This is a genomic window from Nocardiopsis alborubida (genome assembly GCF_012396365.1).
Classification (GTDB): Bacteria; Actinomycetota; Actinomycetes; order Streptosporangiales; family Streptosporangiaceae; genus Nocardiopsis; species Nocardiopsis alborubida.
The window spans coordinates 171,995-198,957 of sequence record NZ_JAAXPG010000006.1 but is presented as its reverse complement, the minus strand read 5'-3'; the positions used below and the strand labels follow the sequence as shown (position 1 = coordinate 198,957).

23 protein-coding genes and 2 riboswitches are annotated in these 26,963 nt (G+C 75.3%); of the genes, 7 read left to right on the top strand and 16 right to left on the bottom strand.

The annotated features are described in order from the left end of the window. Nucleotides 1-137 precede the first annotated feature (137 nt). The 4 genes from HGB44_RS08525 (at nucleotide 138) to HGB44_RS08510 (ending at nucleotide 5,501) form a co-directional block, all read left to right on the top strand. Complete coding sequence (locus HGB44_RS08525; RefSeq protein ID WP_017565713.1) at nucleotides 138-680, top strand: YceI family protein; 543 nt, start codon at nucleotides 138-140, stop codon at nucleotides 678-680. 196 nt (nucleotides 681-876) lie between these two features. After that, nucleotides 877-1,188 carry a DUF2470 domain-containing protein gene (locus tag HGB44_RS08520; RefSeq protein WP_061078460.1) on the top strand — a complete coding sequence of 104 codons (312 nt, stop codon included), beginning with the start codon at nucleotides 877-879 and terminating at the stop codon, nucleotides 1,186-1,188. Nucleotides 1,189-1,554: 366 nt separating this feature from the next. Then, complete coding sequence (locus HGB44_RS08515; RefSeq protein ID WP_061078459.1) at nucleotides 1,555-4,266, top strand: protein kinase domain-containing protein; 2,712 nt, start codon at nucleotides 1,555-1,557, stop codon at nucleotides 4,264-4,266. 314 nt (nucleotides 4,267-4,580) lie between these two features. Beyond that, complete coding sequence (locus HGB44_RS08510) at nucleotides 4,581-5,501, top strand: aldose 1-epimerase family protein (RefSeq protein ID WP_061078458.1); 921 nt, start codon at nucleotides 4,581-4,583, stop codon at nucleotides 5,499-5,501. Between the two features lie 64 nt (nucleotides 5,502-5,565). On the opposite strand, the gene HGB44_RS08505 is transcribed toward HGB44_RS08510, so the two are convergent. The 8 genes from HGB44_RS08505 to rpe form a co-directional block, all read right to left on the bottom strand. Then, nucleotides 5,566-6,153, bottom strand: a complete 588-nt coding sequence (locus HGB44_RS08505) for a nucleotidyltransferase family protein (protein WP_061078457.1) — start codon at nucleotides 6,151-6,153, stop codon at nucleotides 5,566-5,568. 176 nt (nucleotides 6,154-6,329) lie between these two features. Continuing rightward, nucleotides 6,330-7,490 (bottom strand): XdhC family protein, encoded by a 1,161-nt coding sequence (locus tag HGB44_RS08500; protein ID WP_061078456.1) that lies wholly within the window; start codon nucleotides 7,488-7,490, stop codon nucleotides 6,330-6,332. Between the two features lie 111 nt (nucleotides 7,491-7,601). After that, entirely contained in the window at nucleotides 7,602-8,066 is a 465-nt protein-coding gene (locus HGB44_RS08495) for a PH domain-containing protein (protein ID WP_061078455.1), read from the bottom strand. 83 nt (nucleotides 8,067-8,149) lie between these two features. Next, on the bottom strand, nucleotides 8,150-8,623 hold the full coding sequence (gene ribH, locus HGB44_RS08490) for a 6,7-dimethyl-8-ribityllumazine synthase (RefSeq protein ID WP_061078454.1): 474 nt from the start codon (nucleotides 8,621-8,623) through the stop codon (nucleotides 8,150-8,152). 114 nt (nucleotides 8,624-8,737) lie between these two features. Then, nucleotides 8,738-10,027, bottom strand: coding sequence for a bifunctional 3,4-dihydroxy-2-butanone-4-phosphate synthase/GTP cyclohydrolase II (locus HGB44_RS08485; RefSeq protein ID WP_061078453.1), 1,290 nt, complete (start codon nucleotides 10,025-10,027; stop codon nucleotides 8,738-8,740). A gap of 92 nt (nucleotides 10,028-10,119) precedes the next feature. Continuing rightward, nucleotides 10,120-10,752, bottom strand: coding sequence for a riboflavin synthase (locus HGB44_RS08480; RefSeq protein WP_061078452.1), 633 nt, complete (start codon nucleotides 10,750-10,752; stop codon nucleotides 10,120-10,122). Between the two features lie 119 nt (nucleotides 10,753-10,871). Continuing rightward, nucleotides 10,872-11,002: riboswitch (FMN riboswitch) on the bottom strand. 153 nt (nucleotides 11,003-11,155) lie between these two features. Then, the gene (locus HGB44_RS08475; RefSeq protein WP_061078451.1) at nucleotides 11,156-12,178 is read right to left on the bottom strand and encodes a phosphatase PAP2 family protein; all 1,023 of its coding nucleotides are present in this window, start codon (nucleotides 12,176-12,178) and stop codon (nucleotides 11,156-11,158) included. A 208-nt stretch (nucleotides 12,179-12,386) separates the two neighbouring features. Further along, nucleotides 12,387-13,058: a ribulose-phosphate 3-epimerase gene (rpe, locus tag HGB44_RS08470; protein ID WP_061078450.1), complete on the bottom strand. Its 672-nt coding sequence runs from the start codon at nucleotides 13,056-13,058 to the stop codon at nucleotides 12,387-12,389. A gap of 295 nt (nucleotides 13,059-13,353) precedes the next feature. Here rpe and HGB44_RS08465 point away from each other — a divergent pair, with 295 nt between their 5' ends. Together HGB44_RS08465 and HGB44_RS08460 are read left to right on the top strand one after the other, a co-directional pair. Then, complete coding sequence (locus HGB44_RS08465) at nucleotides 13,354-13,746, top strand: hypothetical protein (RefSeq protein WP_061078449.1); 393 nt, start codon at nucleotides 13,354-13,356, stop codon at nucleotides 13,744-13,746. A 3-nt stretch (nucleotides 13,747-13,749) separates the two neighbouring features. Further along, nucleotides 13,750-14,676 (top strand): hypothetical protein, encoded by a 927-nt coding sequence (locus HGB44_RS08460; protein ID WP_231972210.1) that lies wholly within the window; start codon nucleotides 13,750-13,752, stop codon nucleotides 14,674-14,676. A 48-nt stretch (nucleotides 14,677-14,724) separates the two neighbouring features. On the opposite strand, the gene HGB44_RS08455 is transcribed toward HGB44_RS08460, so the two are convergent. Both HGB44_RS08455 and fmt read right to left on the bottom strand, forming a co-directional pair. Beyond that, the gene (locus tag HGB44_RS08455; protein ID WP_061078448.1) at nucleotides 14,725-16,194 is read right to left on the bottom strand and encodes an RsmB/NOP family class I SAM-dependent RNA methyltransferase; all 1,470 of its coding nucleotides are present in this window, start codon (nucleotides 16,192-16,194) and stop codon (nucleotides 14,725-14,727) included. A 68-nt stretch (nucleotides 16,195-16,262) separates the two neighbouring features. Beyond that, nucleotides 16,263-17,198 (bottom strand): methionyl-tRNA formyltransferase, encoded by a 936-nt coding sequence (gene fmt / locus HGB44_RS08450; RefSeq protein ID WP_061078447.1) that lies wholly within the window; start codon nucleotides 17,196-17,198, stop codon nucleotides 16,263-16,265. 111 nt (nucleotides 17,199-17,309) lie between these two features. Between fmt and HGB44_RS08445 the strand changes: the two genes are divergently transcribed. Continuing rightward, nucleotides 17,310-19,655 carry a primosomal protein N' gene (locus HGB44_RS08445; RefSeq protein ID WP_061078446.1) on the top strand — a complete coding sequence of 782 codons (2,346 nt, stop codon included), beginning with the start codon at nucleotides 17,310-17,312 and terminating at the stop codon, nucleotides 19,653-19,655. A 67-nt stretch (nucleotides 19,656-19,722) separates the two neighbouring features. Here HGB44_RS08445 and HGB44_RS08440 read toward each other — a convergent pair whose 3' ends face one another. From HGB44_RS08440 to HGB44_RS08415, 6 genes are all read right to left on the bottom strand, one after another. Beyond that, nucleotides 19,723-20,262, bottom strand: a complete 540-nt coding sequence (locus HGB44_RS08440; protein ID WP_061078445.1) for a DinB family protein — start codon at nucleotides 20,260-20,262, stop codon at nucleotides 19,723-19,725. Next, on the bottom strand, nucleotides 20,253-20,960 hold the full coding sequence (locus HGB44_RS08435) for an SAM-dependent methyltransferase (protein ID WP_231972209.1): 708 nt from the start codon (nucleotides 20,958-20,960) through the stop codon (nucleotides 20,253-20,255). The genes HGB44_RS08440 and HGB44_RS08435 overlap by 10 nt, the downstream gene beginning before the upstream one ends. 478 nt (nucleotides 20,961-21,438) lie before the next feature. After that, nucleotides 21,439-24,003, bottom strand: coding sequence for an FtsX-like permease family protein (locus tag HGB44_RS08430; protein WP_061078443.1), 2,565 nt, complete (start codon nucleotides 24,001-24,003; stop codon nucleotides 21,439-21,441). Further along, the gene (locus HGB44_RS08425; RefSeq protein WP_061078442.1) at nucleotides 24,000-24,815 is read right to left on the bottom strand and encodes an ABC transporter ATP-binding protein; all 816 of its coding nucleotides are present in this window, start codon (nucleotides 24,813-24,815) and stop codon (nucleotides 24,000-24,002) included. Before HGB44_RS08425 ends, HGB44_RS08430 begins: the two co-directional genes overlap by 4 nt. Beyond that, entirely contained in the window at nucleotides 24,812-25,081 is a 270-nt protein-coding gene (locus HGB44_RS08420; RefSeq protein ID WP_061078441.1) for a hypothetical protein, read from the bottom strand. The genes HGB44_RS08425 and HGB44_RS08420 overlap by 4 nt, the downstream gene beginning before the upstream one ends. A 248-nt stretch (nucleotides 25,082-25,329) precedes the next feature. Then, nucleotides 25,330-26,679: an aminotransferase class V-fold PLP-dependent enzyme gene (locus HGB44_RS08415; protein WP_061078440.1), complete on the bottom strand. Its 1,350-nt coding sequence runs from the start codon at nucleotides 26,677-26,679 to the stop codon at nucleotides 25,330-25,332. Nucleotides 26,680-26,740: 61 nt separating this feature from the next. Continuing rightward, nucleotides 26,741-26,855: riboswitch (SAM riboswitch) on the bottom strand. Nucleotides 26,856-26,963 lie beyond the last annotated feature (108 nt).

The following is a 26,963-nucleotide window of genomic DNA, read 5'->3' as shown; positions in this document are numbered from 1 at the left end:
GCGCGGCGGAAGAACGCCTTGCACGAGAGCCCGGCATTGCCTAAACTCCTCTTCCAAGGAAGATTCTTCTAGGACACCTTGTTACACCTCAGTGAATGGGCCCGACCCCGGGTCCGCCGACCCGACAGGGAGACACCATGGCAGCGCAGGAACTTCAGGCCGGAACCTGGAAGATCGACACCGCCCACAGCGTGGTCGGCTTCTCCGTACGCCACATGATGGTCAGCAAGGTCCGCGGACGGTTCGAGAAGTTCGACGCCACGCTGACGGTGCCCGAGGACCCCACCCAGGCGTCCGTCGAGGCCACCATCGACGCCAGCTCGATCAACACCGACAACGGTGACCGCGACAACCACATCCGCTCCGCCGACTTCTTCAACGTCGAGGAGCACCCGGAGTTCACCTTCCGCTCCACCGGCGCCGTCGCCAAGGGCGAGGACTTCGTCCTGCGGGGCGAGCTGAGCATCAAGGGCAACACCCGCCCCATCGAGATCGCGCTGGAGTTCAACGGCTCCACCATCGACCCCTACGGTCTCAACCGCGCCGGCTTCACCGGCTCCACGCAGATCAGCCGCAAGGAGTTCGGCGTGGACATCGAGATGCCGATGGACGGCGGCGGCGTGGTCGTCGGCGACAAGATCACCATCGACATCGACGCCGAGTTCACCCGCCAGGCCTGAGCGCACCCGTGACGGCCGGGCGGACTCCGGGCCGAGCGGGACGGGGAAACGGGCGGGGCGGAGCGGCCCCCCGGAAGTTTTGACGACACACCGTCATCACCTTCGGGCCGCTCGGATATCGTCGGCGGGGGGAGGGCGCACAGCCCTCCCCCCGCTCGTGTCACGCGTGCGCGCCACCCGCCGACCAGGAGGTCCCGTGTCCCCGTCCAATCCCTTCTCCCCCGAGGTCGTCGCCGCCGTCACCGCCCACATGAACGACGACCACCCCGAGGACACCCTGCTCATCTGCCGCGCGCTGGGCGGTCGGCCCGAGGCCACCGCCGCGCGCATGACGGGCCTGGACGGCGACGGCGGCGACTACGCGGTCACCGCGGACGGGACCGAGCACGCCGTACGCGTGCCGTGGGCGCGGCCGCTCACCGAGCGCGCCCAGATCCGCACCGAGGTCGTGCGCATGTACCAGGAGGCCTGCGAGAAGCTCGGCGTGGCCCCGCGCGGGCGGCACTGAGGACCTCGGACGGCTCCTCGTGCGGTGGGGACGTTGCCCCGCGCGGGCGGCGCCGGATACCTCGGGCAGGCCCGGACCTCATGCGGCAGGGGCATGGCCCCGCGCGGGCGGCGCCGAGGCGCGCGGAGGGCGGCGGCACCGGCCGCTTCGCGCCGTGTCCGACCCCACACGCACCGTTCCGCACCCCGGGCGGAACTCCACGCGCCCGCGGGGAGTCAAAGGGAACGAGGGGCTACGTCGAGGAACCCGCACCGGGCCCGGGCCGACGGCGCGCGAACCGCGCCGCGCGGACCTACCCTGGAGGGACCCTCGTTCCCCCGCAGGTCCACGACACGAACGCCTATCCGAAGGATGGCTCCGACCCCGATGGTCACGCCCGACCCCGGTGACGAGAACGCGCCGACCCAGCGGATCGAACCCACCGCGCCCACCACACGCATCAGCCCCGGTGAGGACCGTACGCGTGCGGGACGCACGCGCTGGGCCACCCGTGTGTTCCGCCCGGGGACGGCCCCGGGGGACGGCACCGAGCCCACCCGCGTGTCCCCCCCGGCCGCGGACCGCACCAGCGTCCTGCCCGGTGCCGGTCAGGCGGACGCCACCCGTACAGCCGCCGGGACCCCGGGGACGCGCCCCGCCCGCACCATCCCGGGCGACGGCCGCGTCGACGGCCGCGCGCCCTGGTGGCGGACCCTGTTCGGCCCGCTCCTGGACTGGATGGCCCGCCTGGTCTCGCGCGTGGTGGTCGGCCCCGCGAGCGACCTCGACTACGCCGTCCCCGCCGAGCTGCGCCGCCGCTACCGCGTGCTCGACCACATCGGCGCGGGCGGCGAGGCCGTCGTCTACCTGGCCGAACCCACCGACTCCCCCGGGCGCAGGCTCGCGCTCAAGGTGTACCGGCCCGGTCACGACATCAACCGCGAACTCCTCGACCGCCTGCGCGCCCGCGGCACCGCCTCACCGCACACCCCCGCCATCCAGGGGTACGGCACCGCCGCCAGCTCCTGGGGCGAGGACCTGGCCTGGGAGGCCCAGGAGTACTTCTCCCACGGCTCGCTGCGCGCGCTCATCGACCAGGCCCCGCTGCCGGACGACCGCGCCCGAGCCGTGGTCTCCGCCGTCGCCGAGTGCCTGCACCACTGGCAGGACGAACTCCAGCACAACCACACCGACGTCAAACCCGAGAACCTGCTGGTGCGGTCCCTGGACCCGCCGGTCGTGGCGCTCACCGACTTCGGCGGCGCCGTGCGGGCCACAATGAGCCGCGTCTACGGCGGACTGGCGGTCACCGAGGACTACGCCGCGCCGGAGGTCGTCGAGGGCCGCCGCGAGGCGCCCGCGGCCTGGTGGTCCCTGGGTGTGATCGTGCACGAACTGGTGGCCGGACGCCGCCCCGAGCGCGGCGGCAACTGGCTGACCGCCCGCAACACCGAAGTGGACATCTCCGCGATCACCGACGAGCGCTGGCGTCTGCTGGCCCGCGGCCTGCTCGCGCTCGCCCCGTCGGCCCGCTGGGGCTACGACGAGGTCGTGCAGTGGCTGGCGGGCGAGCGCCCGCGGATCCGCGCGGTGAGCCGCCTGCGCCCCATCGAGTTCGCCGGGACCAGCCACGAGGACCCGCCGAGCCTGGCCTTCGACCTGCTCGACCGCTCCGAGACCGGCGCCATGTGGCTGCGCACCCACTGGTCGCAGCTGCGCAGCTGGCTGGACCGCGAGGTCAACGACTACACCTTCGACCGCGCCTACCTGACCGGCCTGGACGCCCACCCCGAACAGGCGCACGTGGCGATCAGCGCGCTGGCCGCCCGGTACGTGCCCGGGATGCCGCCGCGCTTCCGCGGCCACGAGATCAGCGCCGACGGGCTGCTGGACCTGGCCACCGGCGACGCCAGCCGCCACGCGGTGGTGCGCGAGGCCGTGACCTCGGGCGCGGTGGGACTGGGCGCCCAGCACTGGTGCCCGCACCCGGCCTGCCGCTCGGGCGGTTCGGGGCGGTGCGCCCTGTTGGAGCGCGTCCAGCACGAGGTGCCCCTGATCATGCGCAAGGTGTCCGAGAACGTCGACCGGCTGGTCGGCTCGGGCCCCGACGCGCCCCGGCGCCCGGACACCCACGAGACCGACACCGCCTGGGCCAGGGCGGTCGAGCTGGTCCTGCTCCCCGACACCGCGTCCCGGAGCCGGTCTCTGCTGCGCCGCCAGTCCTGGCACCCGCGCCAGCGCACCGCCGCCCCGCACGCCCCGTGGTGGGTGGAGCAGCGGCGCCTGGCCCTGCGCGACGCCAACGGCCGCGACGCCCTGGCCACCCGGAGCGCTCTGATCACGGCGGTGCTCCTGCTGCCCGAAGCGGCCCGGGTGGGCGGCGGGATCGCCGAGCGCGAGCGCGCCGACGGCAGGGCGCGCCGCCGGGACCGGTGGGCCTCGCTGGCCGGTTCGGCCGGTGAACGCTGGTCGCAGGTCCGCGAGAAGGCGGCCGGAGTCCGCAGGCGCGCCGCCGGGGCCTCCGCGTCCGGCCGCCCCGAGGACCCGACCGCTCCGCACCCCTACAACCCCGCGGGAGCGCAGGACCCCTCGCTCGACCCCCGGGAACAGGAACGCCGCAGGCGCCGGGCCGACAAGACCATGGGCCAGATCCAGCGGGCGATGAAGGCGGGCAGGTGCCGCCGGTTCGCCTACCCCGCGGCGCTGCTCGGACTCCTGGACGGGCTGGGCCGCGTGGTGCGCCCGCAGGAGGGGTTCTACCCCGAGAGCGAGTTCGTGACCTCGGCCTACACCGGACTGCTGGACGCCAGCGACGGCGCCGTCCTGGGCTGGCTGTCGGAGGTCACCGGGGCCGTGACCGGCCTGCTGCCCGGCGGCGTCGGCGCCGCGTGGTGGCTGCCGGTGCTGCTGTCGGTGTCGCTGGTGGCGCTGGGCCGCTCGGCGGCCAGCAGGAAGCCCACCTCGCGGGCCCGGCGACGGCTGGGGGCCTTCCGTCTGGCCGTGGTGGGAACGCTGTTCATGGTGGTGGTGCTGCTGTCCACGGGCCTGCTGGCGCTGGGCTCGGGCGTGCTGATCCCCCTGGACGGCCTGCTCGCCTGAGGGCGGCGACCGCTCAGGCCCGCCTGGCCGCCCCCTTCACCGTGATCTTGTACTTATAGCGGGTCTGGGGCACCGAACCTCGCTATAAGTACAAGATCATCGCAGGTGGGGCCTCTCGCACCGGACACGGCGAACCGGGGCGCACCGCCAGGCCGGAAGGTGTCCGCGGTCGCCGCACGAGGCCTCCACTACTCCTGAACAACTTCCGTCGCACGCGTCACGTGTCCCACTGTGTCCCCCCGACAGGACGCGTGGGCTATGATCGCCCGGTTCGGCACACGGACGCATGGCGACGACGGGGAAGCAGGTGTCAGGTGGGTGAGGTGACCGAGCTGCGCTCGGGAGAGTACCGAGCGCGCGTCGACCGCACGGGAGCGGGACTGCGGGCACTCACCTGGCGCGGCCGCGACGTGGTCTGGCCCTACGACGGGGACGGCCCCAAGGCCTTCCAGGGCCAGGTGCTGGCGCCGTGGCCCAACCGCGTGACCGAGAACGGCTACCGCTTCGACGGGGACGAGCACCACCCGGAACCCAACGACCCGGCTACGGGCACGGCCATCCACGGCCTGGTCCACGACCGGACGTGGACGCCGGAGTCGGTGTCCGAGGACGCGGTCGAACTGCGGCTGGACTTCGAGGGCAGCCCCGGCTTCCCCTTCCCCCTGGAGATGACCGTCGCCTACCGGCTCACCGCCGACGGGCTGACGGTCGCCACCACCGCCCGCAACCGGGGCGGCTCCCCCGCGCCGTTCGGGCTGGGCTTCCACCCCTACCTGACCCTGGGCGAGCCGGTGTCGGCGCTGGCCGCGCGCGGCGAGTTCGCACTGGAGGTCACCGCCGGCATCCGGCAGCCGGTGGACGGGCAGATGCTGCCCGTGGGAGACCCCGTCCCCGTGGACGGCGGCGACTTCGACTTCCGCACGCCGGGCCGCCAACTGGGCGACACCGTCCTGGACACCGCCTTCTCCGCGCTGGAGCGGGACGCCGACGGGCGCGCGTGGGTGCGGGCGAGCGGCCCGGAGCACCGGGTGTCGCTGTGGTGCGACCGCAGCTTCGGCTGGTTGCAGCTGTTCAGCGCCGACACCCTCGGCGGGGACGACCACCGGGCCCACCTGGCCGCCGAGCCCATGACCTGCCCGGCCAACGCGCTGGCCACCGGCACCGACCTGATCGTGCTCGCCCCGGGGGAGTCGACCGCGCACGTGTTCGGCATCCTCGCCGAGCCCCTGGCCTGAGCCGGGTCCGGGCGCCGACGCACCAGCGCCCGCCACGTTCGCGACGCGGCCCGCGGCACGGGGCTCAGCCCGAGCCGGAGGGCTCCCGGCCCAGCACGTCGCTGAGCCGCTCCAGGTCCTCCGCCGTGTCGATGTCCTCAGGACTGGCGATGTCGTCACAGGCCACGGCGGTGACCAGGTGGGAGTACGCGCGCAGGAACGGGCGCGCCCCCACGTCGTGCACGGCCATGGCGTAGGCCGTCGACCAGTGCTCGCGGCCCAGCAGCACGGGGTTGCGCTGGTTGCCGTGGTAGGTGGCCACCGCGGCGCGGGCGCCCTGCTCGTGCGCCTCCACCAGGCGGTGCACCGCCTCGGGGGTGACCAGGGGCTGGTCGGCCAGCGCGATCAGCACGGCGTCGACCGTGTCGGGCAGGGCGTCGATCCCGGCGCGCACCGAGGACCCCATACCGGTCCGCCAGTCGGGGTTGTGCACCGTGTGGGCGCCGCGCACCGGGGTGTCGGCGGCGCCCAGCACCACCATGACGGGGGCGCAGCCGCCCGCGGTCAGCGTGCGCACGCCGCGGTCGACCAGGCGTTCGCCGCCCACCTCGACCAGCGCCTTGGGACGCCCGAGTCTGCTCCCCGAACCCGCGGCCAACAGCAGGCCCGCCACCGGGCCCGTACGCGTCCGCTCCCTGCCCTGCTCCTGCCCCCCAGTACCCATGACGTGATGATGCCACGCACGGACGCGGAGGATGGGCGACCTGGAGCAGCCCGTCCGGACCTGTTCCCCGACCGATCCCGAGGACCCGCCGTGACCAGGCACTCCAGGGATGGACGGGTTTCGGTTCACTTCACACGGTGGCCGAATCCGGCCGGAACCAGGGGTTTACCCGGCGTTTCGTGGTGGATCCGCCCGCTGGTCTCGCGCAGGGCCCGCCCGCTGCCGCCCCACCGGACCTGCACCAGCTCCGCGGCGATCGACACCGCCGTCTCCTCCGGGGTGCGCGCCCCCAGGTCCAGCCCGATCGGCGAGTGCAGGCGCGCCAGCTCCGCCTCCCCCACCCCGGCCTCGCGCAGCCGCTCCATCCGGTCCTCGTGGGTGCGCCGGGACCCCATCGCGCCGATGTACCCGGCACGGGTGCGCAGGGCCGCACTGAGCACCGGCACGTCGAACTTGGGGTCGTGGGTGAGCACGCAGATGGCCGTGCGCTCGTCGATCTGGTCGGCGATCTCGTCCAGGAACACGTGCGGCCACTTGACCACCACCTCCTCGGCGGTGGGGAAGCGCTTGGCCGTCGCGAACACCGGCCGGGCGTCGCACACCGTCACCCGGTAGCCCAGATAGGTGCCCAGGTCGGCGACGGCCGCCGCGAAGTCGATCGCGCCGAACACCAGCATGCGGGGCGCGGGCGCGAAGGACTGCACGAACACCTCCAGCTCGTCCCCGCGCCGCTGCCCGTCGGTGCCGTAACGCAGCAGGCCCGTGCTGCCCTGGGCCAGCATGCCGCGCACGTCGTCGTCCAGGGCGTCGGCCAGCCTGTCGCTGCCCAGGTCGCCCTCGGCGTGGCCGGGCCAGACCACGCGGCGGCGCCCCACCCTGCCCGGGTCGGAGGGGTCGGAGACGATGGTGGCCACGGCGACCGGCTGGTGCTCGTCGATCGCGCCGATCACCGAGCCCAGCTGGGGGTAGGCGGTCCGGCTGATCGGCTCGACGAACATGTGCAGTGTTCCGCCGCAGGTCAGGCCGACGCTGAAGGCGTCGTCGTCGCTGACCCCGTAGGTGCGGCGCACGGGGACTCCCGTGCGGATGACCTCCAGGGCCTCCTCGTAGACAGCTCCCTCCACGCAGCCGCCGGACACACTGCCGACGACCTCCCCCGAGGCGCTGACCAGCATCGCCGCCCCGGCGTCGCGGGGCGCGCTCTTGTAGGTGTCGATCACGGTGGCCAGCGCGAACGTCTCGCCCGACGCGTAAAGGTCGGACACGGCCGCTCGGATGTCGCGCACGCGGTACCTCTTCCACGTTCCGTCGATGGCTCTCGGTACCAAACTATGTGCCCCGCACAACACCCGGGAGCCACCGATCCTCAGGAATTCGGCGGCTCCCTCCGGAGGTTCCTACGAGCGGCCGGGCTCGCGTCCCTCGCCCCGCGCGTGCAGCAGCGCGCGGAACTCCTCCAGGCCGCGCCGGGCGGTCTCGCCGTCGGCGCTCTGGATGGCCATCACCGCCAGGGTCGTACCGTCGGACAGGTCCGCCGAGGGCCAGGGTTCGCCCTCGGGCATCCGCATGTCCACGACCTCCGCCCAGGACAGCACGTGGGTGCGGATGCTGTTGACCACCGTCACACCCTCCTCGGTGGCCACCAGCCGCGGCCGGGCCAGCAGGTGCAGGGCGGCCGCGATGGCCAGGCCCAGGCCCACCATCAGGACCCGGTCCATGATCCCCCAGCTCCCCGGCAGGATCGCGGCCAGGACCGCCAGGGTCGCCACGATCAGCAGTGCCAGGCCGTAGGCGACCCATCGCACCGACCGGGGCCGCCACGTCCTGGGCAGCACCGCCTGCCCCGACGCCTCGTCGTCCACGGGCTGTTCCCTCGTCCGCACCAACTGCTCCACTTCTGGACCGTGTCCGCCGCGGCCCCTCGGCTCACCGCCGCCGGGCCGGATCAGCGGCGCAGCCCGCGCAGGACCGCCGCCGTGTCCAGGGCGGCCAAGGCGGCCTCGGCGCCCTTGTCCTCGGCGCTTCCCGGCAGTCCGGCGCGGTCGAGCGCCTGTTCCAGGGTGTCACAGGTGAGCACGCCGTTGCCCACGGGGGTGGAGTGGCGCAGGGCCACCTCGGTCAGGCCGTGGGTGACCGACTGGCACACGTAGTCGAAGTGCGGGGTGCCCCCGCGGATGACCGCGCCCAGGGCGATCACGGCGTCGTGCTTGCGGGCCAGCTCCTGGGCGACCACCGGGATCTCGACCGCCCCCGCCACCTCCACCACGGCGGGCTCGGCCGCACCGGAGGTCCTCACCACCTCCAGCGCCCTGGTGAGCATCGGCTGGACCACGTCCGCGTTCCAGCGGGTCACGACGATGCCCACCGACATCCCCGAGGCGTCGACACCGTTGCTGTCGGGGCGTCCTTCACCACTCATGGGTTCCTGCTTTCTGTACGAACGGATCGTGCGGGGCCCGGGCCCGCCCACCGGAGGCGGCACGGCCTCGGACCCGGGGAGCGCCGCGCGGGGCGGCCGCACCGGAAGGCCGGGTCAGCGGACGACGCCGGTCAGGTCGTGGCCCATGCGGTCACGCTTGGTGCGCAGGTAGTCGATGTTGTCCTCGGTGACGAAGGAGGGCATCGCCACCCTCTCCTTGACCCGCACCCCGTGGTGCTCCAGACCCTCGGCCTTGGCGGGGTTGTTGGTCAGCAACCGCACCGAAGACACCCCCAGGTCGGTCAGGATCCGCGCCCCGGCGCCGAACTCGCGCGCGTCGGCGGGCAGGCCCAGGCGCAGGTTGGCGTCCACGGTGTCCGCCCCCTCGTCCTGGAGGCTGTAGGCGCTCAGCTTGTGCAGCAGGCCGATCCCCCGGCCCTCGTGGCCGCCCAGGTAGACGACCACCCCGCGGCCCTCCTCGGCGATGTCGGCCATGGCGGCGTCCAGCTGGGCACCGCAGTCGCAGCGGTGGGAGCCGAACGCGTCACCGGTGAGGCACTCCGAGTGCAGGCGCGCCAGGACGTCCGTGCCGTCGGCCAGGTCCCCGTACACCAGCGCGACGTGCTCGGCGCCGTCGGCGGCGCCCCGGTAGCCGACCGCGCGCCACTGGCCGTACCTGTTGGGCATGCGCGTCTCGACCACGCGGGTGACCAGCGGCGGGTGGGCCTCGGCGTCGGTGAGCACCTCGCCCAGGGCCTTCCGGTACGCGACGAGCTGCTCGACCGAGACCAGCTTGAGGCCGTGCTCGTCGGCGAACGCGCGCAGCCGCGGCAGACGGGCCATGGTGCCGTCGTCGTTGACGACCTCGGCGAGCACTCCCGCGGGGCGCAGACCGGCCAGGCGGGCGAAGTCGACGGAGGCCTCGGTGTGTCCGCGCCGGGCCAGCACGCCGCCCGGGCGGGCGCGCAGCGGCAGGACGTGGCCGGGGCGCACGAAGTCGGCGGGGCTGCTGCCCTCCGCGGCCAGCAGGCGGATGGTGCGGGCCCGGTCGGCGGCGGAGATCCCCGTGGTGACGCCCTCGCGCGCGTCCACGGTGACCGTGTAGGCGGTGCGCAGGCTCTCCTCGTTGCGCGCGGTCATCAGCGGCAGGGCGAGGCGGTCCAGGTCCTCGCCCTCCAGGGGAACGCACACCACGCCGGAGGTGTGGCGGATCATGAACGCCAGGAGTTCGGGCGTGGCGAGCTCGGCGGCGAAGATGATGTCGCCCTCGTTCTCGCGGTCCTCGTCGTCCACCACCACGATGGCCCGCCCCGCGGCGAACTCGGCGACGGCCTCCTCGATCGGGTCGAGGACGACGGCCTGGTCGATCGGTGTCGTGGCCGGGGTGGGCTCGGTGACGGTCATGTCCGCTCCCTGGGGTGCGTCGTGGATGTGGGTGGTGTGGCGGGCGGCGGACCGCCCTCGCGGGTCCGCCCCCTCGCGCCGTGCGCGGGCGCTCACGCCCTCGGGCGGACCGCCGCCACGGCGGTGATGCGTTCGACGTACTTGGCGATGACGTCCACCTCGATGTTCACGGTGGCGCCGGTGGCCAGGCCGCCCAGGGTGGTCGCCCGCAGGGTCTCGGGGATGAGGCTGACCTCGAAGAACTCCTGCTCCGCACCGGGCTCGCTGACCGCGGAGACGGTGAGGCTGGTGCCGTCGACGGTGATCGAGCCCTTCTCGACCACGTACGGCGAGAGGTGGGCGGGCAGCCCGAAGCGCAGAACGTCCCAGTTGTCGCCGGGATTCCGGGAGACCAGGGCGGCGGTGCCGTCGACGTGGCCCTGGACGATGTGGCCGCCCAGGCGGCCGTCGGCGCGGGCGGCGCGTTCGAGGTTGACGGGGGAGCCCGGGACCAGGCCGCCGAGGTTGGAGCGGTCCAGCGACTCCTTCATGACGTCGGCGGTGAAGGTGCCCTCGCCCCGGTCGACGACGGTCAGGCACACGCCGTTGACCGCGATGGAGTCGCCGTGTCCGGCGTCCGAGCTGACCAGGGGGCCTCGGACGGTGAGCAGCGCGGCCTCACCCGTGGTGCCCGCGGCCTGGATGGAGACGACCTCGCCGAGTTCCTCGACGATTCCGGTGAACACGTCCTTGCCTTCCCTTCGCCTGGTGGCTCCGGGGTGAGGGGACGCGTGGAGAAGGGTCCACGAACAGGACGGCACCGAAGCCGCGCGTCAGCGGACGCGGGCGGCGAGGGGCCGTCCCGACACGTACTGCCTCCCATCCGGACTTTCACCGTCGGTACCGGAATTCCACCGGTTCAACCGGCCGATGGACTCGGCCGGGTCGCGGACTGTCACCGCCGGTTCGGAATTACACCGACCCCGGAGCACGTGTTGAACTTGCTGGTAGGGATCCTAACCCCTCGTCAACAGGAGCGCCCAGCCGATGTGACGCGAATCATCCGCCCCGTCGCCGTCGGCGGAGGCGGCGCACGCGCGGGCGGGCGGCCCCGGCGGGCGTGTCGCCGCGACCGCGCGTCCCGCCCGCTCAGGGGGTTTCGGACGCGGTTTCGGGGCGGGTGGCCAGGCCGCTGCGGACGAAGGCCTCCGGGGCCAGGAAGGAGGCCCAGAAGGTGATCGCGCCGTAGGCGGCGAAGGACACGGCGGCGTCGGCGAGCCCGGTCAGGTGACCGAACAACACGCTCACGAACACCTGTACCAGCACGATCACCGAGACGCCGAGGACGAAGCGGGCGGCCCGGGAGGCCAGGGTGCCCGCGGCGCTGTACCAGCCGCGCCGGGCGAGCAGGGTGAAGCCCACGAGCCCGCCCAACAGGGTTCCGGCCACCGTGTACAGGCCGGTGAGGGTCTCGGCGGCCGGGTCGGCGGGTACGGCGCCGATCCACTCGTCGGGGACCGTCCAGTCGCCGCGCACCAGCAGCTGCCACAGGGTGGCCGCCAGGCAGGGCAGCAGGGCGGCGGCCAGGGCGTAGCCCGCCCAGCGGGCGGCGCCCAGGCCCAGCCACCAGGCGGTGACGCGCTCCTCCCAGCGCAGGACCGCCCACAGCAGTGCGGCGCCCAGCAGCAGCCCGGCCGCGACGTCGCTGACGAAGTGCGCGCCCAGGTAGACCCGCGAGAGCGAGACGAGCGCGATGACGGCGACCGCCGCCCACAGCACGGCGCGACGGCCGGACCTGATCCCGAGGTAGCCCCAGGTGACGGTGGCGCCCTGGGTGTGCCCGGAGGGGATCCCGAAGCTGTCCGAACTCGTGTGGGCCGTGACGCGGGCGTCGAACCAGGGTGGCCGGGCCCCGTAGAGCACGGACTTGAACAGCTGGTTGACCACACCGGAGGAGGCCACCACGACGAACAGGCGCGCCCCCAGAGCGGGGTTGACGCACCAGAAGACCAGGGTGAGGGCGAGGATGACGAGGGTGTGGGAGCCCAGGTGGGTGACCAGGCCCAACGGGTGGGCGAGCCAGTCCCCCAGGCCCTGGAGCCAGCGGATGGGGACGGTCTCCGCCTCCCACAGCGCGTCCATGGCCAGGTGCTCGGCGGTCCAAGCGTTCAACGCGTACTCCCGGGGGTCCGCGCCTGGCAACGCGCTCACGCCGCGCCGCTCCCCCACGCGCGCGGAGGCGGAGGGGAAGACGGAGCCGCGACCAAGCGAGATTCACGACTACGAGTCGCACAGCATAGGGGGAGGCGCCGGACGGGGCCAGCGGGGGGCGGGACCGTGTCGCGATCGTTGCACGGACGGACGTTCGGTGACGGCGGGGTCAGGGCTTCGCGGAGGCCCCGGCGGCGAGTGCGCGCAGGGACTCCACGGCCTTGGCCGGGTCCTGGGCCCCGTAGACGGCCGAACCGGCGACGAAGACGTCGGCTCCGGCCTCGGCGGCCCGCTCGATGGTCTCGTCGCTGACGCCGCCGTCGACCTGGAGCCAGACGGAGGCTTCGCGGCTGTCGAGGATCTCGCGGGCTCGGCGGATCTTGGGCAGGACCACGTCGAGGAACCTCTGCCCGCCGAAGCCGGGTTCGACGGTCATGAGCAGGAGCATGTCCATCTCGCCGACGAGGTCGGCGTAGGGCTCGACGGCCTCGGCGGGGTTGAGGGCCAGGCCCGCGCGGGCGCCCAGGCGGCGGATCTCGCGCAGCGTGCGCACGGGGGCTCCGGCGGCCTTGGCGTGGATGGTGACGCTGCCCGCGCCCGCCTCGGCGTACGCCGGGGCCCAGCGGTCGGGCTCCTCGATCATCAGGTGGCAGTCCAGGGGGGTGTCGGTGGCCTTGAGCAGGGACTCCACGATGGGCAGGCCGAGCGTCAGGTTCGGGACGAAGTGGTTGTCCATGACGTCGACGTGGAGCCAGTCGGCGGACGGGGACACGGCGGCCGCTTCGTCGGCGAGGTGCGCGAAGTCGGCGCTCAGGATGCTGGGTGAGATCTGGATGGCCACGCGTGCAGTGTAGCCATGGTGAGCGGGGTCGGGTGGCCGGGGTGCGGGGCCCGGAACTGCGGTGACGCGGGGAGGACGCGGAGAAACGGCTTCCCTCTCCCTCACGTGGGGACGGCTTCGCGGCGGATCTTTACGACGTAGATCACAAATCGCCCTTTTCGGACATGGGGGCTGGCCGAGAGGAGGAGGAGAGGGCGCCCGCGCGCACCGGGCACGGACCCCGGGGAGGTGGGCCCGTGCCGGTTGCCGTGGAGGGCGCCCCGCGTACCAGGAGCGGCTGGAGGGTGGGAGATCCGTGACCGAGGACACCGCGACGGAGCTGGGCGTGGTCTGCGAGCACGCCCACGACATCCGCGACCGGCTGGAACGGGTGCCCGGCGGACCCGCACTGGTCGACGCGGCGCTCGGGGCCGCACGCGGCGGCGGGGACGCGGCGGCGGAGCTGGCCCGGCTCCGGGAGGCCCTGGTCGCCCTCGACGGGCGCGGGCTGGCCGCCCACGCCGACGGCGTGCACCGGGTGGGATCCGGGGGCGCGGGGGTGACCGGGGCCGGGCTGCCCCGCCCCGCCTTCGCCCTGTACGGGTGTCCCCAGGGCCGGTGCCCGCGCACGTGGGAGCCCACACCGGCCGAGGACGTGCCGGTCTGCCTGGTCAGCGGCGCCTCCCTGCGCCCGCCGCGGGGACGGTAGGCGGTGGGCGACCTGTGGGCGGAACTGGGCCGCAGGCTCACCGAGCGGTGGGGCAGCGCCCTCGCGCTGCCCGGCGCCCTCTACCTGGCGGTCGCCAGCGCCGCGTACGCCCTCGGCTGGACCGGGGCGTGGGACGTGGGACACCTGGCCGAGCGGGTCACCGGCTGGGCCGCGGATCCGCGCGTGGACACCCTCGGCGGCCAGGTCCTGGTGCTGGCCGCCGTGCTGGCCGGGAGCACCGCCGTGGGCCTGGTCGCCCGGGGCCTGGGCTGGCTGGTCGAGCGCCTGTGGACGGGCGCGGACTGGGAGCGGTGGCCGCCGCCGCTGCGCGGCTGGACCGGACGGTGGGTGCGGTCGCGCCGCGCGAGGTGGGACCGGTTGCGCGGGGAGGTCGAGCGGGCTCGGCGCGGGGGCGGGGAGGAGGCGTTCGCGGAGGCCTACGACCGCATGGCGCGGCTCTCCCCCGAGCGGCCGGAGCGCCCCACCTGGTGCGGTGACCGGATCGGGGCCGTGCGCACGCGGCTGGCCCGCGACCACCGCGCGGACCTCTCCGTGCTGTGGCCGCACCTGTGGCTGGTCCTGCCGGAGGAGGAGCGCGTGGAGGTCACCGGGGCCCGCGAGGACCTGGCCCGCGCCACCGGGCTGACGGCGTGGGCTCTGCTGTACCTGCCGCTGACCGTGTGGTGGTGGCCCGCCGCGCTCGTCGCGGCCGCCGTGGCGGGGATCGCGTGGGTGCGGGCCCGGTCGGCGGCCGGGGCCTACGCCACGCTGGTGGAGGCCGTCGTGCGCCTGCACGCGGTGGAGCTGGCCGACCGCGCGGGGGTGGCGCACGACGGGTCGTTCAGCGGGGAGGTGGGCGAGCGGCTGACCCTGCGCCTGCGCGCGAGCATGCCGCCCGCGCCCCCGCCCCGGCCGGACGGCGGCGCCTGAACACCGCGCGGACGGCCCCGAACGGGTCGCGGACGGCCCCGGGCGGGATCAGACCTGCTCGGACCTGCGCAGCAGCGCCAGGAACATCGCGTCGGTCCCGTGCACGTGCGGCCAGAACTGGGCGTACCTTCCCTCCGGACCGGCCGCGAGGTCGGGCACCCCGTCCAGGTAGTCGGCGGCGCGCAGCAGCGTGAGGTCGTCGCGCTCGGAGAGCACCCGGCGCACGATCCCGTCGGTCTCGTCCAGGTGCGGCGAGCACGTGACGTAGGCGACCACACCGCCGGGGCGCACCGCCTCGACCGCGCTCACCAGCAGGTCGTGCTGGAGCGGCGCCAGATCGGCGGCCGACCTCTCGGTGCGCCGCCAGCGCGACTCCGGGCGTCGGCGCAGCGCGCCCAGGCCCGTGCACGGCGCGTCCACCAGCACCCGGTCGAAGGCCCCCGGACGCCAGGCGGGCCTGGTGCCGTCGGCGACCACGACCCGGCCCGCGTCACGCGGGGAGCGGCGCACCGCACCGGCCACCAGCCCGGCCCGCGCGGGCTGCACCTCGGCGGCCAGCAGGCGGGCGTCGCGCTGTCCGGCCAGGGACGCCAGCAGACCGGCCTTGCCGCCCGGCCCCGCGCACATGTCTAGCCAGCGCGCGTCGTCGCCGCGGGTGTCCACCCTGGTCAGGGCGAGGGCGACCAGCTGGCTGGCCTCGTCCTGCACCGCGGCCCGGTTCTGGTGCACCTCCCGGATCGCCGCCGGGTCACCCTCGGGCAGGTAGGCGGCGAAGGGCGAGTAGCGGGCCTCCTCGGCACCGGAGGCCACCAGGTCGGCGACGGTGGAGCGGCCCGGCTTGGCCACGAGGGTCACCCGGGGGCGCTCGTTGTGCGCGGCGAGCAGGCGCTCGGTCTCGACCAGGCCGCCGGCGGACCGCTCCCCCAGCGCCCGGGCCAGCTCCTTGACGATCCAGCGCGGGTGGCTGTGCACGACCGACAGGTACCCGCTGGGGTCGGTGGCGCGGTCGGGGGCGATCACGGCCGTCCACGCGTCCAGGTCACGGGCGGACACCTTGCGCAGGACGGCGTTGACGAACCGGCCGCGGTGGTGGCCCACGACCCTGCGCGCCAGGTCCACGGTGGCGCTGACCGCGGCGTGCGGGGGGATCTTGGTGGACAGCAGCTGGTGGGCGCCCAGGCGCAGCAGCGGCAGCGCCTCGGTGTCCACGGAGGCGAGCGTGCGGTCCACGCAGGCCTCCAGGATCGCGTCGTAGGTGCCCTGGAGGCGCAGGGTCCCGTAGGTCAGCTCGGTGGCCAGGGCCGCGTCGCGGCCGCTGATGCCGCGCTCGCTGAGCAGGGCGGGCAGCAGCAGGTTGGCGTAGGCGTCGCGCTGGCCGACCGCGCGCAGCACGTCGTAGGCGACGCGGCGGGAGGGGTCGCGGGGCGGGGACTGTCCGTCCCCGCCCCGGCCGCCGCCCTGCGCGGGCTTCCCGCCGCGGCGGGGACGGCGGTACGGGGATCGGGACTGCTCGCTCAACGTGTGCTGCCTCAACAAACCGGGGACGGGACCGGCGGGCTCACCCGCCAGGTCGAGACTACGGCAGCTCAGCGCCCCAGGCGGTCCTCGTCGCCGGGACGCACGCCGCGCGCCCAGTCCACCGCGGCCATGGCGCGCTTGCCCTGGGGCTGCACCTCGCCCAGGACGACCGGGTGGGTGGCGGTCCCGACCAGGACCCGCTTCTTGTCGGCGTGCAGCTGGCCGGGGTCGAGCGCGGGTGTGTCGGCGTCGGTGAGGGGGGTGACCGGACCCACCTTGAGGCGGCCGCCGCGGAAGGTGGTCCAGGCGCCCGGGGCGGGGGTGCAGGCGCGGGCCGTGCGGTCCACGCGCAGGGCGGGGGCGGTGAAGTCGAGTTCGGCGTCCTCGGTGGTGAGTTTGGAGGCGTAGGAGACGCCGTCGGCGGGCTGCTCGACCGGGCTGAGCCGGTCGGCGGCGATGCCGTCGACCGTGCGCACGAGGAGTTCGGCGCCGGAGACGGCGAGCCGTTCCAGGAGTTCACCGCTGGTGTCGGTGGGGCGCACGGCCTCGGTGAGGGTGCCGTAGACGGGTCCGGCGTCGAGTTCCTTGACGATCTGGAAGGTGGACGCGCCGGTGATGTCGTCGCCGTGCAGGACCGCGTGCTGGACGGGGGCGGCGCCCCGCCAGGCGGGCAGCAGGGAGAAGTGCAGGTTGACCCAGCCGTGGCGGGGGATGTCGAGCGCGGACTGGGGCAGCAGGGCGCCGTAGGCGACGACGGGGCAGCAGTCGGGGGCGATCCGCTCCAGCCGCTCCAGGAACTCGGGGTCGCCCGCCTTGGCGGGTTTGAGGACCTCGATGCCCTCGCTCGCGGCGAGTTCGCCGACCGGGCTGGCGGAGACCTTCCGCCCGCGCCCGGAGCGGGCGTCGGGACGGGTGACCACGGCGGCGACCTCGTGGCCGGAGTCGATCAGTGCGCGCAGGGACGGTACCGCCACCTGCGGTGTTCCGGCAAAGACAAGCTTCAACGTGGGTTCCCCTCCACCGAGGTCTGTCGGTTCCCCAGTTCTACCAGTGGCGCCGGGCCGCGCCGCCCGGTGCGCGGGGCGGTGTCGCACGGTTCTGGTAGACAGAAGAGGATGACAGCGCAGCCCGGTCAGCCCGACGGGGTCCTCTTCGACCTTCCGGAGCAGGAGAAGGCCACGGCTCGGGCGGCAAGCAGATCCCGCCGCCCGGCCCCACGCAGGCCCGCCGAGCGGCTGCCCGTCGCGCGCGTGGTCGTGGACACCCCGCTGCCCCACCTGGACCGGTACTTCGACTACCGGGTGCCCGCCGACATGGACGAGGCGGCGGTGCCCGGCTGCCGGGTGAAGGTGCGGTTCAACAACCGCCAGCTGGGAGGGTTCCTGGCCGAGCGGGTGGAGACCTCGGAGTTCTCGGGGCGGCTGGCGTACCTGGAGGCGGTCGTCTCCCCCGAGCCCGTGCTCACCCCCGAGATCCTGGGGCTGGCCCGCGCGGTCGCCGACCGCTACGCGGGCACGCTGAGCGACGTGCTGCGGCTGGCGGTGCCGCCCCGCCACGCCCGCGTGGAGAAGGAGGCGGCGAAGGCCGCGAAGGACGCGGAGGCAGCCGGATCCGACGTACCCCCGGAGGCGACCGGGGCCGGGGCGGAGGCCGACGCGCCTCCGGAGGCACCGGGGCAGGGCCTGTCCCCGGGGACCGCGGCGACCGGAGCGGACCCGGACGACGCCCCCGCCGTGACGGCCTCGGGCGAGCCCCCCGGGGCGGTCCCGCACGGCACTCAGCCCGGGGCGCCCCCCGACACCGCGCCGAGCGCCGCCGACACCCCACTGGTGTCCGCAACCGTGACAGGCGCGCCCTCTGGCGCGGCAGCGGCACAGGATGTCGCCGGGGCGGATCCCGGCCCCTGGGCGGACTACCCCGAGGGCCCCGCGTTCCTGCGCGCGCTGCGCGCGGGTCAGCCCGCCCGTGCGGTGTGGAACGCCCTGCCCGGCACCGACTGGGCGGACGCGGTGGCGGTCGCCGCCGGGGAGACCCTGGCCGCCGGGCGCGGCACCGTGGTCGTCGTGCCCGACGGCCGCGACGTGCAGGCCGTCGACCACGCCCTGGAACAGCGCCTGGGCGAGGGCCGGTACGTGGCGCTCACCGCCGACCTCGGACCGGCCGAGCGCTACCGGCGCTGGCTCTCGGTGCTGCGCGGCGGGGTCCGGGTCGTGGTCGGCACGCGCGCGGCGGTGTTCGCGCCCGTGCGGGACCTGGGGCTGGTGGTGCTGTGGGACGACGGCGACGACGTGCACGCCGACCCGCACGCCCCCTACCCGCACTCGCGCACGGTGCTGTCGATGCGCGCGCACCGGGCCGGGGCCGGTGCCCTGATCGGCGGGCACACGCGCACCACCGACGCCCAGCTGCTGGTGGAGTCGGGATGGGCGCACCCGCTGGCCGCCGACCGGGCGACCCTGCGCCGCCGCGCGCCCGTGGTCCGGGCGGCCGGGGACGACCGGGAGCTGGCCCGCGACGAGGCGGCGCGGTCGGCGCGGATGCCGAGCGTGGCTTTGCGCGCGGCCCGCGAGGCCGCCCGGACCGGTCCGGTGCTCTTCCAGGTCCCGCGCCGGGGCTACCTCAACACGCTGGCCTGCGCCGGGTGCCGCGAACCCGCGCGCTGCGACTCCTGCCGGGGCCCGCTGGCCGTGCGCGGTTCGCACGCCATGCCCTCGTGCGGCTGGTGCGGCCGGGTCGCCGGTCAGTGGGCGTGCCCGGAGTGCGGCGTCACCCGCATGCGCGCCGTGGTGGTGGGTGCCCGCCGCACAGCCGAGGAACTGGGCCGCGCGTTCCCCTCGCTGACCGTGCGCACCTCGGGCCGCGAGGACGTGCTGTCGCGGGTGGCGGACGCGCCGTCGCTGGTGGTGGCCACCCCGGGGGCCGAACCGGTGGCCGAGAACGGGTACGCGGCGGCGGTCCTGCTGGACGGCTGGGCGCTGCTGAACCGGATGGACCTGCGCGCCTCGGAGGAGGCGCTGCGGCGCTGGTTGAACGCGGGGGCCCTGGTGCGGCCGGGCGGCACGGTGGTGGTGTCGGCCGACGCCTCGCTGCCGGTGGTGCAGTCGTTCGTGCGGTGGGACCCGGCGGGCTTCGCCGAGCGCGAGCTGGCCGAGCGCCGGGAGCTGGGGTTCCCTCCCGCGGTGGCGATGGCCTCGGTCACCGGCGCCCCCGAGCACGTGCGCGAGCTGCTCGACCAGATCGAGCTGCCCGAGGGCACCGAGCTCCTGGGGCCGGTGCCGGTGGGCGCGGACCGGGCGGTCGGCCCGGACGGCGCCCACCCCACGGAGCGCGCGCTGCTGCGGGTGCCCCGGAGCGGGGTGGGCGCGCTGTCCCGGTCGCTCAAGGTGGCGGCCTCGGCGCGTAGCGCGCGCCGCGACGAGCACCTGGCCCAGGTGCGGATGGACCCGCTGCACGTGGTCTAGCCGTGCCCGGCCGGAAGTGTTCCCGGTGTGGCTCAGGAGGCCCTGATCTGCGCGGCGGGCGGGTGGATCAGCGGCCGTACTCCGCGCGGTACAGGTCGCGCAGCGCGGCCACCTCCGCCGCGTGGTGGATGACCTCCCGGTTGACGTGGAGCACGAGGGCGACCATCGGGAAGTCCTCCCACTGGGGCGCCTCGGCGCCGCGCACCGGCGCGGCCAGGCCGCTCTCGTCCAACTCCTGGACGTGCGCGGTCCAGGCCGTGTAGGCGTGCCGCAGCCGCTGCCGGGCCTCGGCGGCGGTCGCGGGCCAGTCGGCGTTCTCCCGCGTGGCGGTGCGGTCGCCGAAGTGCCAGTTGACGCGGGTCTCCAGGACCTCGACGACGATGTGCCCGAGCCGCCAGGCGATGGTGGTCACCGGCGGCGGTTCGGGTTCGGGGACGGCCGTGTCGGGCCGGTGGCGCCCGTCCGGCCCCTCGCGCACGGTCCAGGCGCCGGGTACCGGCATCCAGTGGAACTCCTCGTCGGTGAGCCCCTCCAGACGGGGCCACAGGGAGAAGTCCCAGTAGAACCGCAGCTGCGCCAGGACCTCTCCGGTCCAGTTCACCGCCACCCGCGGACGCCCCCTCCGCGGCCGGGCGCGCGGCCCAGGCCGGCGAGGACGCCGGTTCCCGGGTCGGGCACGTCCTCGTCCGGGTAGGGCCACCACCGCAGGTCGGCCACCCCGGGTTCGATCGGCTGGAAGGGGGCGAAGGCGCGCTCCACCGCGGCGCGGGGAGCCGGGGAGGCGAGCGCGAGGTAGCCGCCCCCGCGCATGAGGGCGTGCAGGCCGTCGATCCCGGCGGGCGGGTCGTCCGCGGTGAAGGGGCGGGTCATCAGAACGGCGACGGGCTCGTCGAAGTCGACGAGCCCGGAGGTGCCGAGGCGGCGCAGGAGCGTTTCCGTGCCGGATCCGTCGCCGGAGAGCACGGAGGCCCCGGCGGTGGAGAGCATGCCCGCCGCGCCGTGCGGGGCGACGTGGACGACCGAGGCGTCGGGGGCGGCGGCGTGCACCCGCTCGGCGGTCCCGGGCACCGGGCACCCCCAGTCGACGAACTGGCGCACGCCCGCGTCGGCGGCCAGGTAGTCGACCGCACGCCCCAGGAAGGCCTGGTGCAGGCGGATGTGCTCGGTGTGCCGCGGATCGGGACGCTCGCCCGTGCGGGAGCCGAGGTCGACCACACCGGACCGCTGGCCGGGGACGGGTACGGACCCGCGCCCGCGGAACACGGCCGTGAGCCGACCTGTCTTGGGCCCTCGGACGTTGGTCACGTTCACGCTCCCCCAGCCGGTTCGCTCGCGGGAGGCAGACGCTCGGCGGGGCGGGCCGGTCGGGCCCGGACAGCGTCGCGCCATGCCGTCAGGGCCCGATGGTACCTCCTGTGAAAGTGATCCTCGGCACACACATGGGTGTTATGCGCCCTATTTCGCCCTTTAGGGCTTCCTGGGGCGCAAGTGTTTCTAGTGAACGAACCCGGCCCCGCGGACGGAGAGGGGGCGTCACACCCCGCTCCCCCGCGATTCCAGCAGGTCACCGCGCCGCGTCCTCGGAAAAGCCCTCCGACGCGGCCGGACGATCCCGAAAGGCACCACCTTCCTCCGTTTCCCGGGAAACGGCCCCGTCCGGTGGCGGAGGCTCCCCGTCCGGCCACCGGCCGCCCGTCCCGAGACGCTGGCCCGTGGTGGAGGGGCCCGGCCCTCCGCCACGGAAACCGTCCCCCGTCGGAGGGCACCCGTCAGGACCCCCGCGCTACCGGTCGGCGGTCAGCCTCCTGGCGGGGAGCTCCGCGCACAGCCAGGACACCACCGCGACCACCAGCACGGTCGCGGGCAGCAGCCAGAACGGGCCGCCGGGCCACGGACGCCCCAGAAGCCCCATCCCCGCGAAGGCGAGCGGGACCGCGGAGGCCAGGACACCGGCGACGACCGCGCCGACCGCGATCAGGGCGGCCTCCCTGCGCAGCAGCGACCGGACCTGCGCCGGGGTCATGCCCACGGCGCGCAGCGCGTCCGTCTCCGCACGGCGGCGCAGTGTCTGGGCGGACAGGCGGTTGGCCACCGAGAGCAGCACGTACCCCGCCAGGCAGAGCAGCACCACGAGGTTGAGCAACGTGTTCGCCGCGAGCCCGGCCCCGGACGCGTCCGGGGCGGCGTCGGCGACCTCCACCCCCGGGTGGGCCGAGGCCAGGCCGTCGAGGGCCTCGCGGACCTCGGACTCCCGTCCGGGTTCGGCGAGCACCCGCAGTTCGGCGGCCAGGTCACCGGTCAGATGCCCCCGGGCCAGGTCCCGCGAGACCAGGGCCCGGCCGAAGCCGAGTTCGCGCTCGTACAGCGCGACCACCTCGGCGCTGACCTCGCTCCCGTCCCCCATCCGGAACGTCACCGTCTGCCCCGGCTCCGCGCCGAGGGAGCGCGCGGTCTGCGCGCCCAGCGCGACGGTGTCGCCGGTCAGCGCGCCCAGGTCGCCCTCGGTGACGCCCACGTCGACGACCTCCGGTGCGCCCGGCCCCAGGACCAGCGCGGGTACCTCCTGGTGCAGCGCCCCCTCCTCGAACGGCATCTCGGTGGTCCACACGAGGGCGGTCGGCGTGGCGGTGACGGCCGCGGCGACGGACGGGACCTCCCCGACGGTCTCGGCCAGCCCCCGCGGAAGCCCGCCGAGCGCGGGCGCGGTCAGCGTGCTCGAGGCCAGCCCGCCGTCCTCGCGCTGCTCCGCCTGCGCGGTCAGCAGCGTGGTGTTGACGTAGCCCTGGCTGAGGGCGAAGGCCACCAGCATCGCCAGCGCGCTGACCGCCCCCGCCACCCGGTGGGAGTGGCCGTGCAGGTTGCGCACCGCCAGCCAGGTCAGGGCGGAGGAGGCTGCGGGCAGGCGGCGGCCGAGCGCCCCGCTCACCGACCTCAGCAGGGCGGGGCCGACCAGGGCCAGCCCGACCACCGCGAGCAGGCTGGCCGAGGCCGGGCCGACCGCGGCCATCTCGTTGCCCAGCACCAGCGCCGGAACCGAAGCCCCCACCGAGGCCAGGAGCAGCGCCGCCCCCGACCAGGTCCGCGCCCGGCCGGGAACGCGCGGCTCGGCGACGGACTCGGCGAGCGCGTCGGTGGGCGGCGCGGCCGCGGTCCGGCCGACCGCGGCCAGCGAGGCCAGCCACACGGCGAGCGCCATCAGCACGACCGTGGCCAGGGCGGGCAGCGGTCCGAGCACCGGAGGCAGGCCCGGCGGGACGAGGCCCAGGGAGGCGAACCAGTCCAGCGCGACCCCCGCCAGCAGGTAGCCCCCGCCCACACCGAAGGGCAGGACCGCCAGGGTGACGAGGAGGTTGGGGACGGCGACCAGGCGGCGGACCTGCCGGGGCGTGGCGCCCACGGCCCGCAGCAGCGCCAGGTCGCGGCGCTGGGCGGCCACGGAGACCGACAGCGCTCCGGCGACGGTCAGGCCGATGGTCATCACCAGGACGCCGCCGAGCGAACCGGCCACCGCGACCAGGACACCGCGCGCGGCTCCGGCGGCCGGGGACTCGGCGTCGCCGATCCGGTCCCCGGTCCGCACGAGCGCGTCCTCGCCCGCCAGGGCCTCCTCCACCGCCTCGGTGAGCCGCTCCTCCGACACGTCGGGCGCGGCGCGCAGGGCCACCAGGTCCACGGTGCCCTCACGGGGACCTCCGGTGCGCCCGGCCAGGTCGGCGGCGGTGTCGTCGGCGAACAGGACCACGGTGGCGCCGGTGTCCAGCACTCCGGAGAGCCGGTGGTCGCCGGTGCTTCCGGCAGCGGTGACCCGCACCCGGTCCCCGACCCCGGCGCCGGCGGCGGCGGCCGTGGCGGCGTCCAGGACCACCTCCCGCGTTCCCTGGGGGGCCTGCCCCTCCAGGGCGGCGTCCTCCAGCAGCGCGGCGGAGGACCACCCGTGGCCGGTGGTGCGGGGGTCGGCTCCCGTGACGACCCCGTCCCCGGTGTGCACGGCGGCCGGGAACCCGACGTCGCCGACGGCGGTGCCGACCTCGGGCAGGGCGGCCAGCCGGGCGGTGAACTCCTCGGGCAGTCCGGCCCGCTCGGGCAGTGGCAGGTCCAGGTCCTCGGCCTGCTCGACCGTCTGGGGCGCGGTGACCACGGCGTCCGCGCCCCGGAGCCGTTCCGCGGGGACCGACGAGCGCACTCCGGTGTCGGCGAGCACGCCGCCGACGGTGACGAACGCCGATCCGCCCAGGACCGCGACGGCGACGGCGGTCAGCACCCCGGCACGGCCGCGCGCCAGCTTCAGCGCGAGGGGGCCGCGGCCGCCGACGGGGTCCGGCGCGACGGGATCGGGGGTCGCCGTCATCGGTCCGCCTCCGCCCCGGCCGTCTCCAGGGAGGCCAGGCGCTCGGCCAGGTCGGCCGCGGAGGGGGCGTGCAGGACGTCGGCGAGGCGGCCGTCGGCCATGACCGCGGTGGCGTGCGCCCGGGCGGCGGCCTTGGGGTCGTGGGTCACCATGACCACGGTCTGGCCGAGCTCGTCCACGACCTCCCGCAGCAGGCCCAGGACGCTGTCGGCGGTCGCGCCGTCGAGCGCTCCGGTGGGTTCGTCGGCGAAGACGATGTCGGGGCGGGAGGCCAGGGCGCGCACGATCGCGATCCGCTGCTGCTGGCCGCCGGAGAGCTCCGTGGGCCGGTGGCGCAGCCGCTGCCCCACGCCCACCCGGCCGACGAGCGCGCGCAGCCAGCCCTGGTCGGGGGTCCGACCGGCCAGGCGCAGCGGCAGGGTGATGTTCTCCTCCGCGGTGAGGGTGGGCACCAGGTTGTAGGACTGGAACACGAAGCCGACCCGCTCGCGGCGGAACTCGGTGCGCCGGGGCTCGCGCAGGGTGCTGATGTCGGTGCCGCCGACCACCACCGAGCCCGAGGTGGGGCGGTCCATGCCGGACGCGCAGTTGAGCAGGGTGCTCTTGCCCGACCCGGACGGCCCCATGACGGCGAGGAACAACCCGCGGGGAACCCGCAGCGACACCCCGGCCAGCGCCGAGACGGCTCCCTCGCCGTCGGAGTAGACGCGGTGGACGTCGGTGAGCCGGACGGCCTCGCCGTCGGCGTCCGGACCGGTGGAGCCCGGCGCGGTAAAGTCCGGGGCGGTGGCCGCCGGGTTCGCGCCGCTCACCGGTCCCCCCGGCGGGCCAGGACGATCAGCGCGATGAGCGAGACCAGCGCGGTGAGTCCGAAGGCCGACCCGACCAGCGTGTGGCCGAGCAGGGACAGGGTTCCGTTGGCCACGGCGGACCCGGCGAAGACGACGCCGAGCAGGGCCAGGAGGGCCCTGCGGGCGGGGGTGCGCCGGGGTCGGGAGGGCGCGGGAAGCGGCTGCGGAACGGAGGGCGACGGGGCTCCGGCGGTCGGAGCGTCGATGCGGTAGGGGTCGTCGGGCACGGCTGCTCCCTGGGTTCGGTGGGTGGCTGGACACGGCCGGTGTACCGCCCGCCGTGTCGTCTACGACGCTACGCAGGCGCGGCCCGCCGAAACATCCCGCCCACCCGCCGACCCCTGCTACAGCCAGCTGTAGCAGCGCTGGCCCGAACCCTTCTGACCAGCCGCCGCACGCGCTCCCGCCGTCACGCTGAGCGCGCTGTGCCGCACCGCCGCAGGGTCCGGCGGGACGGCTCCGTCCGCGGCGCCCGTCAGAGCACCCGCGCGGGGTCGGGCACCGGGGCGAGGCGGCCGTCGCAGTCGGCGTACTTCCAGCGCGGTCCGCGGGCCACGAGTTCGGCGACCGCGCCGACGAGGCGGTCCACGTGCTCCCGCGTGGTGCCCACCCCCAGGCTCGCCCGCACCGCCTGGCTGTGCCCCCGGGGCAGCAGGTGCCGGGTGAGCGGATGGGCGCAGAACAGGCCGTCGCGCACCCCGATCCCGTACTCGGCGGACAGGGCCGCGGCCAGCAGGTCGGCGGGCAGGCCGTCCACGGTGAACGACACGATGCCCACCCGCGGGTGCTCCCCGCCCCACAGGGTCAGCTCGGTGACGCCGTCGATCCCGGCCAGCCCCGCGCGCAGCCGCTCCAGCAGCGCCGACTCGCGGACGTGCAGGAGTTCCTGGACGGCGGGGGCGAGGGCGTCGCAGGCGGCGGCCAGCGCCACGGCGCCCAGCACGTTGGGGCTGCCCGCCTCGTGCCGCGCGGGCAGGTCGTTCCACACCACGTCGTGCTCGGTGACCAGCCGTGTGGCCCCGCCGCCGGACAGGTAGGGCGTGGCCTCGCGCAGCCAGTCGGCGCGTCCGGCCAGCACCCCGGAACCGAAGGGGGCGTAGAGCTTGTGGGCGGACAGGGCGACGTAGTCGGCGCCGGTCGCCTCCAGGCTGAAGGGCAGGTGCGGCACGTACTGGGCGGCGTCCACGACCACGCGCGCGTCCTCGGCGTGGGCGGCCTCCACCAGTTCCTCCACCGGCCAGATCTCGCCGGTGACGTTGGAGGCGGCGGTCACGCACAGCAGGCGCGGGCCCTCGGGGGCCCGGCGCAGCGCGGAGCGCGCGGCCTCCACCGCCTCCTGCGGGGAGGCGGGCAGCGGCAGGCGCACCACCCGTCCGGCCCGGGCGGCGGGGTGCTCCCAGGGCAGCAGGCTGGCGTGGTGCTCGGACTCGAACACGACCACCGTGCAGCCCTCGGGCACCGAGCGGGCCAGCAGGTTGAGGGCGTCGGTGGTGCCGCGCACGAACACGACGGCGTCGTCGGGCCGCGAGCGCACGCCCACGAAGCGGGCGACGCTGCGGCGGGCGCGCTCGTAGGCGTCGGTGCTGACCTGGGAGTGGTGGCCCGCGCCGCGGTGCACGCTGGCGTAGTAGGGCAGCGCCGCGGACAGGGCATCGGCCACCGGGGTCAGACACGGGGCGCTGGCCGCGTAGTCGAAGTTGGCGTACTCGACGCGTTCGCCGGTGACCAGGGGGACGCCCTCGTCGGAGGTGACGACGGTGCACGCGGCGGTGTCGGCCGGGTGCGCGGCGCGACGGGCGGTGTGAACGGAAACGGCAGTGGTCATGAAGACACCCCTCCTACGGGTCGTGGGACCCGCGGAGATGTCACTCCGGCAACGCCTCAGGGGTCCGCGCTTGTCCGACACGGTCGTGTCGGGACCTGGTCCTCACCCGGGGCACCCCACCGCGGTAGGAGGGTTGCCGACCAGCTAGCCGGGGCTTGACGCTGGTACTCGTGACCTGCGAGGCAGACTAACACAGCCGTCCGGCGCGCGGCAGGGGGGCGGGATGTGGCCCGGACCACCGCCCCGCTTGACAGCGGCGCGCGCGGTGGGGACATACTTGTGCC